We start from the raw sequence: 11,952 nt of genomic DNA, 5'->3' as shown, positions 1-11,952 counted from the left end.
AACTGCGCCTGCTCATACGGCGTTCCCGACTAGACCAAGCGCTTGCTACGATGCGTGGATGAGCGAGGCGTACATCGTCGGCGCCGTCCGCACCCCCGTGGGGCGCAGGAACGGCGGCCTGGCCGGAGCCCACCCCGCCGACCTCGGCGCGCACGTGCTCAAGGAGCTGATGTTCCGCGCCGACGCCGATCCCTCCGCCGTCGAGGACGTGATCTTCGGCTGCGTGGACACGATCGGCCCGCAGGCCGGGGACGTCGCCCGCACCTGCTGGCTGGCCGCCGGGCTGCCGGAGGAGGTGCCCGGCGTCACGATCGACCGCCAGTGTGGCTCCTCGCAGCAGGCGCTGCACTTCGCCGCCCAGGCCGTGCTGTCCGGCACGAACGACCTGGTGGTGGCCGGGGGAGTGCAGAACATGAGCATGATCCCCATCTCCTCGGCGATGCTCGCGGGCCGCCCGCTCGGCCACGACAGCCCCTTCTCCGGCTCCAAGGGCTGGACGGAGCGGTACGGCACCCAGGAGGTCTCCCAGTTCGCCGGCGCCGAGATGATCGCCGCCCGGTGGGGCATCTCCCGGGAGGAGATGGAGGCGTTCGCGTACGAGTCGCACCGCAGGGCGCTGCGCGCCATCGACGCCGGGCGCTTCCGCCGCGAGATCGCCCCCTACGAGGGCGTCACCACCGACGAGGGCCCGCGCAGGGACACCACCCGCGAGAAGATGGCCGCGCTCAGGCCGCTCGCCGACGGCGGCACCCTGACCGCCGCCCTGGCCTCCCAGATCTCCGACGGCGCCGCCGCCCTGCTCATCGCATCCCCCCGTGCCGTACGCGAGCACGGCCTGACCCCGCGCGCCCGCGTGCACCACCTGTCGGTACGCGGCGGCGACCCGATCATGATGCTCTCCGCCCCGATCCCGGCGACCGTGCACGCGCTCGGCATGACCGGCATGTCCATCGAGGACTTCGACGCCATCGAGATCAACGAGGCGTTCGCCCCGGTCGTGCTGGCCTGGATCAAGGAGACCGGCGCGGACCCGGCCAGGGTCAACCCGAACGGCGGCGCCATCGCGCTCGGCCATCCGCTCGGCGCGACCGGCGCCGTGCTGGCGGTCAAGCTGCTGCACGAGCTGGAGCGCACGGGCGGCAGGTACGGCCTGCAGACCATGTGCGAGGGCGGAGGACAGGCGAACGTCACCGTCATCGAGCGCCTGGCTCCCGCACCATGAAGGTATGGCGAACCCGTTCACCCTCGGCGTCGCCTCCGGCGAGCCGCTGCCCGACGGCGTGGTGCTCTGGACCCGATTAGCCGCCGACCCCCTCGGCACCGACCCCCGGCGGCCCGGCGGGATGGCGCCCAGGGCCGTCGAGGTGAGCTGGCAGCTCGCCGAGGACGATCGCTTCACGCGTGGCCTGCGCCAGGGCACCGAGCAGGCGCTGCCGGTCTGGGCGCACAGCGTGCACGTCAGGGTCGCCGGGCTCAGGGCGGGCACCGAGTACTTCTACCGCTTCAAGGCGGGCAGCCGGCAGAGCGCGGTGGGGCGCACCAGGACGGCCGACGACCCGGAGTCGGCGCGGCCCGTGCGGTTCGCGGTGGCTAGCTGTCAGCGTTACGAGCACGGCTTCTACACCGCCTACCGGCATCTCGCGGACGAGCGGCCCGACGTCGTCTTCCACGTGGGCGACTACATCTACGAGTCGCGCCAGTCGGCCCGCGTCGTGCGGGCGCTCGGGCCGCTGCCGGGCGAGACGAGCCGGCTGCACGAGTACCGCCAGCGCTACGCCCGCTACAAGACCGACCCCGACCTGCAGGCCGCGCACGCCGCCGCGCCCTGGGTGCCGACCTGGGACGACCACGAGGTGCTCGACAACTACCGGGGCCGGGGTGACGGGTCGGCGGCGTTCCTGCGCCGCAGGGGCGCGGCGTACCAGGCGTACTACGAGAACCAGCCGATCAGGGTGCGCCCCGAGGACGGGGGCCTGCAGATGTACCGCAGGCGCACGTACGGGACCGTGGCGGACTTCATGGTGCTCGACGTGCGGCAGTACCGCGACGCCTCCACCATGCTCGGGGCCGCGCAGGAGCAGTGGCTGGTCTCGCGCCTGGTCACCAGCCCGGTCAGGTGGCGGGTGCTGGTGCAGCCGCTGTTCTTCGCCCGCCGCTTCGTGCCCGGCCCCGCCCCGAACCTGCGCCCCGACTCCTGGGACGGCCATCCGGCGCAGCGCGGGCGCATCCTGGCGGTGAACGCCCCGGGGCTGGCCGTGTTCAGCGGGGACGTGCACAACGCCTGGGCGGGCGAGCTGAAGGCCGACTTCCTGGATCCGGATTCGGCCACGGTCGGGGTCGAGTTCGTGGGCAGCTCGATCACCAGCATGCCCCCGGAGACCGACGGGCCGGCCGTGCTGGCGGCCAACCCGCACCTGAAGTTCTTCGACGAGCGGCGCGGTTACCTGTCGTGCACCGCCGGCCCCGAGGAGCTGCGGGTGGCGTTCCGCGCGGTGGACTTCGTGGATCGCCAGGGGGCGCCGGTGCGTACGGTGGGGGAGTTCGTCACGAAGGGGAGCGGGCTGACATCAGAAAATACCTCTAGCAAATAGGAAACTTTCCTATTAGATTTCGGGTCATGCCCCTGAGCGGTGACCTGCTTCGCCTTGCCGACGCCGTGCTCTTCCCCGGCTTCATCGGCCACACGCCCCCCGACTGGCTGCGCCGCCGGCTCGGCGACGGGCTGGCCGGCGTCGTGCTGTTCTCGCGCAACATCGCCGGCCCCGGCCAGGTGGCCCAGCTCACCGCGGCGCTGCGCGCGGAGCACCCGTCGGTGCTGGTCGGGACCGACGAGGAGTCGGGCGAGGTCACCAGGCTGGAGGTGGCGACCGGCAGCAGCCGGCCCGGCGCGTACGCGCTGGGCGTCGTGGACGACGTGGCGCTCACCGAGTCGCTGGCCAGGGACCTCGGGGGCGACCTGGCCAGGGCCGGCATCACGATCGACTTCGCCCCCTCCGCCGACGTGAACTCCAACCCGGACAACCCGGTCATCGGCCTGCGCGCGTTCGGCGCCGACCCGGCTCTGGTCGCCCGGCACGCCAGGGCGTTCGTGCGCGGGCTCCAGTCGGCCGGGGTGGCCGCCTGCGCCAAGCACTTCCCCGGGCACGGGGACACCGCCGTCGACTCCCACCACGGCGTGCCCGTCGTCGCCGAGAGCGGGATCGAGGACGCGCTGCACCCTTTCCGCGAGGCGATCGACGAGGGGGTCAAGGTCATCATGACCGGGCACCTGCTCGTGCCCTCCTACGACGCCGAGCGGCCCGCCACGCTCAGCCCCAAGGTGCTGACCGGGCTGCTGCGGGAGGAGCTCGGGTTCGACGGGCTGATCATCACTGACGGCATCGAGATGGCCGCGGTGTCGGGGGCGTACGGCATCGGGGGCGCCTCCGCCCGCGCCATCGCCGCCGGCGCCGACGCGATCTGCGTCGGCGGCGAGCGTGCCGACGAGGCCACCGCCGCCGGGATCCGCGACGCGATCGCGGCGGCGGTGGCCGAAGGACTGCTGCCCGAGGAGCGCCTGGCCGACGCCGCTCGAAGGGTCCGCGAGCTGGCCTCATGGGCCGCCTCCTCGGGCAGCCCGGCACCCGCCGACGGCCGGATCGGCCTGGCCGCGGCCCGCCGGGCGATCCGCGTCACCCGCCGCTCCACCACGCCCGTGCTGCCCATCGAGGGGGCGCCGTACGTGGTGGAGCTGGCCCCGGTGATGAACCTGGCGATCGACAGGAGCACCCCGTGGGGCGTCGGCGAGCCGCTCGGCCGCCTGCTGCCCGGCACCGAGGTCGCCCGCCTGTCCGCCGGTGAGGCCACGGGGCCGGAGCTGGAGCGGCTGATCGGCCTGGCCGCCGGGCGGCCGCTCGTCGTGGTGGTCAGGGACGTGCACCGCTACGCCTGGCAGTCCGAGGCCCTGCGGCACCTGCTCAGCGCCCGCACGGACGCCGTGGTGGTGGAGATGGGCCTGCCCGCCCGATCGGACCTGGGCGCGGTGCACATCGCCACGTACGGGTCGGCCGGCGTCTGCGGGCAGGCGGCCGCGGAGGCGCTGACCGGTAAGCTCTAGCCCGTGAACTTCGACGGCGAGGACCTGTCCCGCAAAGCGCTGGGCGACCGGCTCCCGCCGGGGGAGACCCACGTGTTCCGCGAGTGCGACCTCACCGAGACCGACCTGTGGGGCGCCTCGCTGGCGGGCGCGCGCTTCGAGTCGTGCGTGCTGGAGCAGACCGACTTCCGCAAGGCCGACCTCGACGGGGCGGTGTTCAGGGGCGGCGGCGGGATGCGCACGAGGTTCAACGACGCCGACCTCATCGACGCGGCCTTCACGGACGTGGACCTGTCGTCGGCGCAGTTCGCGGGCGCGCTGCTGACGGACGTGTCGTTCACGGGCTGCCGCATGATCGGCGCCTCCCTCACCGGGTCGCGCGGCACCGGCTTCAAGCTGAGCCGCTCCAACCTGACGCTGGCCAACCTCGGGGGCTGCTCGCTGCGCAAGGAGCACGTCGAGGGCGTGCGCTTCGACGACGCGGACCTGTCGGGCTGCGACTTCACCGAGGCCACGCTGAGCGACTGCCGGTTGCGCGGCACCCGGCTGCTGAACACGAAGTTCGCCAAGGCCGACCTGCGCGGGGCGGACCTCGGGGAGCCCGACGACGACAAGCTGCGCGCGTTCGCGGGCGCGATCATCAACCAGGCGCAGGCCAACGCCATCCTCGCCGCCCGCGGCATCACCGTCCTGTGACGGGCAGGCGGGCCAGGGCCGTCTCCGCCTCGGCCATGACGCGCTCGATCAGCTCCCGGCAGGACGGCAGGTCGTCGAGCACCGTCACCACCTGACCCGAGGCCATCACGCCCAGGTCCACCCGCCCCTCCACCATGGCCGCCCGCAGCAGCACCGGCGTGTTCGCCGCCTGGAGCACCTGGGCCCAGGTCAGCTCCCGCCCGCGCCGCATCCGGCGCCCCTCGCGGAGCAGCGAGCGCCACGACAGCCCCGACAGGCGCTTGAAGCGAGCCCCGTTCACCACCGCCCTCACCAGCCGCGCGCGTTCGAGCGAGGCCACGAACGGCGTGCTCAGCACCCGGTGCGGCACGCCGTCCACGTTCCTGGTCACCACCGTCTCGCGGGCCGCCAGGTAGAACTTCTTCACCTCGTCCGGCACCGGCGAGTCGCTGGTCAGCAGGAAGCGGGTGCCCATCGCGATCCCGCAGGCCCCGTACGCCAGCGCCGCCACCAGCCCCCGGCCGTCGAAGAAGCCGCCCGCCGCGACCACCGGGATGTCCACCGCGTCCACCACCTGCGGCAGCAGCAGCGTGGTCGCGACCGGCCCGGTGTGCCCGCCGCCCTCGCCGCCCTGCACGATCACCGCGTCCGCGCCCCACCCGGCCACCTTCTCCGCGTGCCGCCGCGCCCCCACCGACGGGATGACCACGACGCCGGCGTCCTTGAGCCGGGCGATCAGCTCCCGCCGCGGCGCCAGCGCGAACGACGCCACCCGCACGCCCTCGGCGACCAGCACCTCCACCCGCTCGGCGGCGTCGTCGGCGTCGGCCCGCAGGTTCACGCCGAACGGGGCGTCCGTGCGCTCCTTCACCCGCCGGATCGCCGCCCGCATCTCGGTCACCGACATGGTGGCCGCGCCGATCACGCCCAGCCCGCCCGCCTGGGAGGTGGCCGCCGCCAGCCGGGCGCCCGCGACGTACCCCATGCCGGTCTGCACGATCGGGTGCCGGCATCCGACGAGCGAGGTCAGCGCGGTCCTCACGCCGGCACCTCCCGGTCGCGCAGGCGGCCGGGGTCGAGCCGGTCCAGGACGCGCAACTCCTCGCTGGTCGGCTCCCGGGTCTGGGGGACATTTCCGGAAACGGTGTCCAGCTCGAAGCCCGTGGCCGCCACCACGTCGTCCACGCTCACCCCGGGATGCACGGACACCAGCCGCATCGACCCGTCAGCCGTCCCGAAGTCCAGCACGGCCAGATCCGTCACCACCCGCCGCAGCTCGAACGCGCCCCGGTCCGTGCCGAGCCCGCTCACCATGTCCACCTCGGGAACGAACGTCCGCCTCGAATGCCGGGGGATCCAGTAGCTCGTCGGATCGCAGCGGGTGTTGCCCGGCGCGCCGCGCACGCCCAGCAGCTGAGCCCTGGGCCGCGCCCAGTCGCCGATGCAGGAGATGTTCGTGTTGCCGTACCGGTCGATCTGGCCGGCCCCGAGCATGACGTGCCGCCGCCCGTTCAGCACCAGCCACAGGTGCTCGCGGAACGGCAGCCACCCCTCCACCACCTCGGGCGCCTGCCCGAGCGCCGGCACGTCGCCGGTGAGCAGGCAGACCCCGTCGTGCGTGAGCAGGTCCGGCTCGAACGTCAGCCGCGCCAGCCGCGCCGCCAGCACCGTGATCGCGCCGCCGATCCCGGCCGCCAGGATCTCCCCGTCGCCCCTGAACGCCTCCGCGCACGCCACCACGCAGACATCGGCCCTGCTCACGAGGCTTCCTCCACGTACCGCCGCTGTGCCGCCTCGTCACGCCCGTAGTCCGGCTCGCACGAGGTGAACCCGGCCCCGCCGGGCGCCTCCACCACGCCCGCCACCATCGACCGGCTGATCAGCAACGACTGCACGGGCCCCTCCTTGAGCAGATCCGCCGTGTCCACCACCCGCTCGCACGAGACGTAGCACCGCCCGGCCGCCTTGGCGTACAGGTCGTCGAAGTACGGATCGGGCCCCAGGTACTGGGCGTTGCCCCGGGCGTCGGCCCGGTTGAGGTGCACCAGCGCCACGTCCATGGTCAGCGCGGGCACCGCCACCAGCTCCTCCCCGTCCCCGTAGGGCGAGCGCACCGTCCGCAGCTCCGGGTTGACCCGCAGCACGTCCGAGCCCAGCCCCGCCCGCGTCGGCAGGAACGGCAGCCGGTGCGCCGCGGCCAGCAGCCCGAACATGAACATGCCCTCGTCGTACTCGGCGAACTCGATCTCGCCCGCCTGCCGGGCCCGCCTGAAGTTGGGCTCCAGGGGGATGGAGTCGAGCGTGACGAACGGGGCCACGACCTTGCGCACCTTCCCGGCCGCGCAGAGCATGCCGACGTCGGGGCCGCCGTACGAGACGATCGTGAGCTCGCGCGCCGGGGACGCGACGAGGGCCCGCACGAGGGCCATCGGCTTGCGGCGCGAGCCCCAGCCGCCGATGCCCACCGTCATCCCGCTCTCCACCGAGGCGGCCACCCGCTCGGCCGTCATCACCTTGCTCGTCACCTGAAGCGCTCCCGGTGCTCGTCGCCGATGCCCATGAGGTTCAGCTCGAAGGTGAAGCCCTGCTCGAAGCGGTAGCTGCGGTTGACGTCGACCGGGTCGATGCCGTTGAGCGACTCCTTGGCGCGGCGGATCACGTACGGGTCCTTGGCCGCGATCTGCTCGGCCACCTGCATGGCCGTCTCCCGCAGCTTGTCCTGCGGCACCACCTCCAGCACCGAACCGAACGCGTGCAGCTCGGCGGCGGTGACATTCCTGCACGTGTAGACCATCGCCCGCACCAGGTGCCGCGGCACCAGCCGGGCCAGGTGCGTGGCCGCGCCCAGCGCGCCCCTGTCCACCTCGGGCAGCCCGAAGTAGGCCGCCTCGGCGGCCACCACGATGTCGGCGTTGCCCGCCAGCCCGATGCCGCCGCCCAGGCAGTAGCCGTGCACGGCCGCGATCACGGGGACGGCGCACTCGTACACGGCGGCGAAGGCCGCGTAACACGCCCGGTTGGCCCCGACGAGGGCGGTGAAGCCCTCGGTCTCCCGCATCTCCTTGATGTCCACCCCGGCGTTGAAGCCGCGCCCCTCGGCCCGCAGCACGACCACCCTGGTCGCGGGGTCGTCGCCGGCCGCCCGCACCGCCCCGGCCAGCTCCTCCCAGGCCCGCACCGGCAGCGCGTTCACCGGCGGCACGTCCACGACCACTTCGGCGATCGGCCCTTCCCGTAGTGAGATGCCCAATGTACCTCCCTAACGCTTGCTTGGTACGGTAGCACCCGTGACCGTGACTTACGACTACGCGGGCAAGTCCGTCCTGGTGACGGGGGGCACGAGAGGCATCGGGGCCGGCATCGCCGCGGCCTTCCACGCGGCGGGCGCCGACGTGACCGTCTGCGCCCGCACCCGGCCCGAGCGGCCCGGGCACCGGTTCGCGCAGGCCGACGTGCGCGACCCGGAGCAGGTCGATCGGCTGATCGGCGGGTTCGACCGGCTCGACGTGGTGGTCAACAACGCGGGCGGCTCGCCGCACGCCCCGGTGGAGGGCACCTCGCCGCGCCTGCACGCCCGCGTCATCGAGCTCAACCTGACGGCTCCGCTGCTGGTCTCGCAGCGCGCGTACCCGCTGCTCGCCGCCTCGGGCGGGGCCGTGGTGATGATCGGCAGCGCGAGCGGCGCCCGCCCCTCGCCCGGCACGTCCGCGTACGGCGCCGCCAAGGCCGGCCTGCACCACCTGGCCCGCTGCCTGGCCGCGGAGTGGGCCCCGCTGGTACGGGTCAACACCGTCGTCGTGGGCCTGGCCGCCACCCGGGACGCCGCGGACCACTACGGCGGCCGCTCCGACCTCGACGGCCGGGCCATCCCGGCCGGTCGCATGGCCACGCCCGCCGACGTGGCCGCCGCGTGCCTGTGGCTGGCCGCGCCCGGCTACGTGACCGGCGCCGAGGTGCGGGTGGACGGCGGCGGCGAGGTCCCGGCCTGGCGGCACCTGGTCTGAGCTGCCGTCAGCGCGGGGACGACCGGGCGGCTGCGGGTCTAAGCCCCCGTCAGCGCAGGGACGACCGGGCGGTGGGCCGCAGCCGCAGCCGCTCCGGGGGCGCGGTGAAGCGCGGCTCCAGCATGGGCAGCGCCACCTCGCGCTCCTCCTCCGGCGTCGCGAACCGGGCGAACCACACGAACACCTGCACGCCGGTCCTGACGGGCAGTCGCGGGAAGGTGTTCTCCGCGTGCTCGGTCTCCAGGCAGGCGACCGGCGTGACCCCGGCCGCCGCCAGCGCGGGCACGGCCTCACGGTGGAAGAGCTGGGCGAAGTCGTCCCCGTCCACGTGGTAGATGGTGGCTACGTAGAGTGACGACGGGGGAGTCGCGCCGGCCGGTGGCCGCTCCCAGGAGGGGAACTCCGGCCCCGCCGGGCGCAGCAGCAACACGTCGTCGGAATCCGTCATGGTGGCGTTGGCGGCGTCGCGGTTGGCCAGCCACACGGGGCCGCCGTAGAAGGTCTCCAGCGCCTTCTTCCTGCTGGTCATGTCGGGGAAGGCGCGCAGCCAGGGGAAGGTGTCCGGCTCGCCGACCTCGCGGAAGCTCCCGGTGACGTGCATGCCGGTGGCCTCCTGCGCCTCGATGAACTCCCGCTCGAACAGCGAGATCAACGTGTCCCGCCGTCCGGGCCGCATGGTGTAGCGCCGCAGCTCGTAGATCATGTGGCGAAGGTAGGGGCGGGTCACTGACACCCCCTGTCAGCGTATGGTCCGAACTATATTCTGACTACGCACTGCTACCGTTCGACCACGAGACGTTATATGCTCGCACTGACCTTGATCCCTTGAGGTCAAGGAAAGCCCAACGGGTGGCTGGTACGTCCGGGCCCGGCGGCCGCCGTCTGGAGGGCTTCCCCACTGGCGAAGGAGCAGAAGTGATCAGAAAGGTGTGCGCCGTCGCGGCCGTGCTGGCGGCGGTGGCCGGTGGCGCACTGCTTGCGGTTCCCGCTCACGCTGATGACGACTGGGCCGGTCCCCTGACCGGTGACACCTGGTCCGCCAACCGGAGTGGCAACAGCGATTCGTCCCAGTCAGGCAACAACTTCGGTGACGTCCTCGCCGGTAACCATGGCGAAGGTCGCTCGACCAACGTCAACAACGTCAACGGCTTCGCCACGACCGCCACCAACGGCGGGATCGCGGTGACGTACATCTTCGACTGACCGGCTGACGTCCGAGCTCAGCATTCGGAAAGGACATCGACATGATGAAGAGGCTCTGCATGACCGGCGTCGTCGCCGCGGCGGCGAGCGTGACCCTGCTGTCGGCCCCCGCCCACGCCGACACCAACGCCGGCAACTCCAGCTCCAACCGCGACTCCTCGCAGTCGGGCAACAACTTCGGCAACGTCTTCAACGCCAACGTCAGCGGCCACGGCGCGACCGGGGTCAACAACGTCAACGGCAACACCGTGACGGCCACCAACGGCAGCGACACGGTCGTCGACGACGTGCACGACTGATCGGGGCCGGTTGATCGGGCGGGTGCGCGGCGCCGCTGAACGCCGGAGGGCGGCGCGCCCGTGACGCGTGCAAGCCGGGTCCGAAATGACCCGGCTTGCGGCACATTAATATCGCTGCGTGGCTATTTGTGCTTATGTGACCTTTGCGGATTTCGATACGGACGACGAGCGCGAGCCGGTGCTGGCCGCCTGGCGGGAGGCCGGCATCGAGGGGCGCGTCGAGCGGTGGGACGACGCGACCGTCGACTGGAGCGCGTACGACGCCGTGGTCGTCCGCTCCGTCTGGGACTACATCCTCAGGCGGGACGATTTCCTCGCCTGGGCGCGGAGCGTGGAGTCCGTCACGAGGCTGCTGAACCCGTACGCCGTGCTCGAGTCCAACACCGACAAGACCTACCTGCGCGACCTGGGCGTGCCGATCGTGCCCACGCACTGGTCGTCGCGGGAGCTGCCCGACTGGCCCGAGTACGTCGTCAAGCCGTCCGTGTCCGGCGGCGCCCGCGACACCACCAGGACCACCGGCCGCGCCGAGGCCGCGCGCCTGGCGGCGGAGCTGGAGGCCACGGGGCGCACGCCGATGGTGCAGCCGTACCTCGACATGGTCGAGTCGGAGGGCGAGACCTCGCTGCTGTACTTCAACGGCCGCCTCAGCCACGCCGTCCGCCGCAGCGCCATGCTCGCCGCCGGCGCGACGGAGGCCGACAACGCGCGGGCCCAGCTCCGCACCCCAGCCCCGGACCAGGTCGAACTCGCCGAGAAGGTGCTCACCGCCATACCCCATGGCCTTCTCTACGCCAGGATCGACCTGGTCCGGCTTCCCGACGGGCGGCCCGCCGTCATCGAGGCGGAGCTGACCGAGCCGTACCTCTTCCTGAACTACGAGCCGCAGGCGGCGGCCCGCTTCGCGACGGCGCTGCGCGAGCTGCTCTGATCAGCAGGAGATGCCGCCGTCCACCGGGATGACCGTGCCGGTCAGGTACGCTCCCGCCCGCGACGACAGGTAGATCGCGGCGCCCGCCATGTCCTCGGGGCGGCCGATGCGGCCCAGGGGCACGTTGGAGGCGATGACCTCCCGGGTGGCGGGGTCGTCGAGCGCGAACGCCATCATCTTCGAGTCGAAGGGCCCGGGGGCGATGGCGTTGACCGTGATGTGCTCCTTGGCCAGGCGCTTGGCCAGGTGCCGGGTGAGCATGTGCACGGCGGACTTCGTCGAGGAGTAGGCGAAGCTCTCCAGGGCGGGCACCTTGATGCCGTCGATGGAGCCCACGTTGATCACCCGGGCCGGGTCGTCCGCGGTGGCGGCCTGCCGCAGCCGCGGCAGGAACCGCTGGGTCAGGTAGAAGACGCCCTTGACGTTGATGTTCCAGAGCTTGTCGAAGGCGTGCTCCGGATACTCCTCCAGCGGGGCGCCCCAGGTGGCGCCCGCGTTGTTCACCAGCACGTGCAGGGGCCCGTCCACCGCCGACACCAGCCGCTCCAGCCCCTCGGGCGTGGACAGGTCGGCGGGCACGGCGAGGCAGCCCAGCTCGGCGGCCGTCTTCTCGACCTCGGCCGCCTTGCGGGCGGAGATGTAGACGGTCGCCCCCGCCTCCATGAACCCGGCGGCGATCATGCGCCCGATGCCACGCGACCCGCCCGTGACGACGACGGTCTTGCCTTCCACAGAGAACAGACTCATGTTCTGGGAGCATGCCAT

The 11,952-nt window shown here is 72.6% G+C and carries 14 protein-coding genes; 8 read left to right on the top strand and 6 right to left on the bottom strand.

Annotated elements, in window-relative coordinates:
- Window positions 1-58: 58 nt before the first annotated feature.
- Genes ACBJ32_RS25820 through ACBJ32_RS25805 form a run of 4 tightly spaced genes read left to right on the top strand, consistent with a single transcriptional unit; the run spans window position 59 to window position 4,771 of the window.
- On the top strand, window positions 59-1,222 hold the full coding sequence (locus ACBJ32_RS25820; protein WP_375128871.1) for an acetyl-CoA C-acetyltransferase: 1,164 nt from the start codon (window positions 59-61) through the stop codon (window positions 1,220-1,222).
- Between the two features lie 4 nt (window positions 1,223-1,226).
- On the top strand, window positions 1,227-2,591 hold the full coding sequence (locus ACBJ32_RS25815; protein ID WP_375128870.1) for an alkaline phosphatase D family protein: 1,365 nt from the start codon (window positions 1,227-1,229) through the stop codon (window positions 2,589-2,591).
- 26 nt (window positions 2,592-2,617) lie between these two features.
- Window positions 2,618-4,096: a glycoside hydrolase family 3 protein gene (locus ACBJ32_RS25810; protein ID WP_375128869.1), complete on the top strand. Its 1,479-nt coding sequence runs from the start codon at window positions 2,618-2,620 to the stop codon at window positions 4,094-4,096.
- A 3-nt stretch (window positions 4,097-4,099) separates the two neighbouring features.
- On the top strand, window positions 4,100-4,771 hold the full coding sequence (locus ACBJ32_RS25805) for a pentapeptide repeat-containing protein (RefSeq protein WP_375128868.1): 672 nt from the start codon (window positions 4,100-4,102) through the stop codon (window positions 4,769-4,771).
- Here the strand turns inward: ACBJ32_RS25805 and ACBJ32_RS25800 are convergent.
- The 4 genes from ACBJ32_RS25800 to ACBJ32_RS25785 are packed head-to-tail and all read right to left on the bottom strand — an operon-like array spanning window position 4,758 to window position 8,000.
- Window positions 4,758-5,792, bottom strand: coding sequence for an NAD(P)H-dependent flavin oxidoreductase (locus tag ACBJ32_RS25800; RefSeq protein WP_375128867.1), 1,035 nt, complete (start codon window positions 5,790-5,792; stop codon window positions 4,758-4,760). The two genes, ACBJ32_RS25805 and ACBJ32_RS25800, sit on opposite strands and share 14 nt — an antisense overlap.
- Window positions 5,789-6,511: a CoA-transferase subunit beta gene (locus tag ACBJ32_RS25795; RefSeq protein WP_375128866.1), complete on the bottom strand. Its 723-nt coding sequence runs from the start codon at window positions 6,509-6,511 to the stop codon at window positions 5,789-5,791. Before ACBJ32_RS25795 ends, ACBJ32_RS25800 begins: the two co-directional genes overlap by 4 nt.
- A complete protein-coding gene (locus ACBJ32_RS25790; protein ID WP_375128993.1) occupies window positions 6,508-7,260 on the bottom strand; it encodes a CoA transferase subunit A in 753 nt (250 codons plus the stop codon). Before ACBJ32_RS25790 ends, ACBJ32_RS25795 begins: the two co-directional genes overlap by 4 nt.
- A gap of 11 nt (window positions 7,261-7,271) precedes the next feature.
- Window positions 7,272-8,000 (bottom strand): enoyl-CoA hydratase family protein, encoded by a 729-nt coding sequence (locus ACBJ32_RS25785; RefSeq protein WP_375128865.1) that lies wholly within the window; start codon window positions 7,998-8,000, stop codon window positions 7,272-7,274.
- Between the two features lie 37 nt (window positions 8,001-8,037).
- On the opposite strand from ACBJ32_RS25785, the gene ACBJ32_RS25780 reads away from it, so the two are divergent.
- On the top strand, window positions 8,038-8,754 hold the full coding sequence (locus ACBJ32_RS25780; protein ID WP_375128864.1) for an SDR family oxidoreductase: 717 nt from the start codon (window positions 8,038-8,040) through the stop codon (window positions 8,752-8,754).
- 49 nt (window positions 8,755-8,803) lie between these two features.
- On the opposite strand, the gene ACBJ32_RS25775 is transcribed toward ACBJ32_RS25780, so the two are convergent.
- Window positions 8,804-9,457 carry an NIPSNAP family protein gene (locus ACBJ32_RS25775; RefSeq protein WP_375128863.1) on the bottom strand — a complete coding sequence of 218 codons (654 nt, stop codon included), beginning with the start codon at window positions 9,455-9,457 and terminating at the stop codon, window positions 8,804-8,806.
- 212 nt (window positions 9,458-9,669) lie between these two features.
- Here ACBJ32_RS25775 and ACBJ32_RS25770 point away from each other — a divergent pair, with 212 nt between their 5' ends.
- The 3 genes from ACBJ32_RS25770 to ACBJ32_RS25760 all read left to right on the top strand — a co-directional run bounded on the left by ACBJ32_RS25770 (window position 9,670) and on the right by ACBJ32_RS25760 (window position 11,187).
- The gene (locus ACBJ32_RS25770) at window positions 9,670-9,957 is read left to right on the top strand and encodes a hypothetical protein (RefSeq protein WP_375128862.1); all 288 of its coding nucleotides are present in this window, start codon (window positions 9,670-9,672) and stop codon (window positions 9,955-9,957) included.
- Between the two features lie 41 nt (window positions 9,958-9,998).
- Window positions 9,999-10,256 (top strand): hypothetical protein, encoded by a 258-nt coding sequence (locus tag ACBJ32_RS25765; protein WP_375128861.1) that lies wholly within the window; start codon window positions 9,999-10,001, stop codon window positions 10,254-10,256.
- Window positions 10,257-10,392: 136 nt separating this feature from the next.
- Complete coding sequence (locus ACBJ32_RS25760; RefSeq protein ID WP_357870087.1) at window positions 10,393-11,187, top strand: hypothetical protein; 795 nt, start codon at window positions 10,393-10,395, stop codon at window positions 11,185-11,187.
- Here ACBJ32_RS25760 and ACBJ32_RS25755 read toward each other — a convergent pair whose 3' ends face one another.
- Window positions 11,188-11,934 (bottom strand): SDR family oxidoreductase, encoded by a 747-nt coding sequence (locus tag ACBJ32_RS25755; protein WP_357870090.1) that lies wholly within the window; start codon window positions 11,932-11,934, stop codon window positions 11,188-11,190.
- Window positions 11,935-11,952 lie beyond the last annotated feature (18 nt).

The sequence above is a fragment of the Nonomuraea sp. GTA35 genome, assembly GCF_041950525.1.
GTDB lineage: Bacteria > Actinomycetota > Actinomycetes > Streptosporangiales > Streptosporangiaceae > Nonomuraea.
Note: the sequence above shows the minus strand (reverse complement) of the source record. Positions and strands in the feature narration are given on the sequence as shown.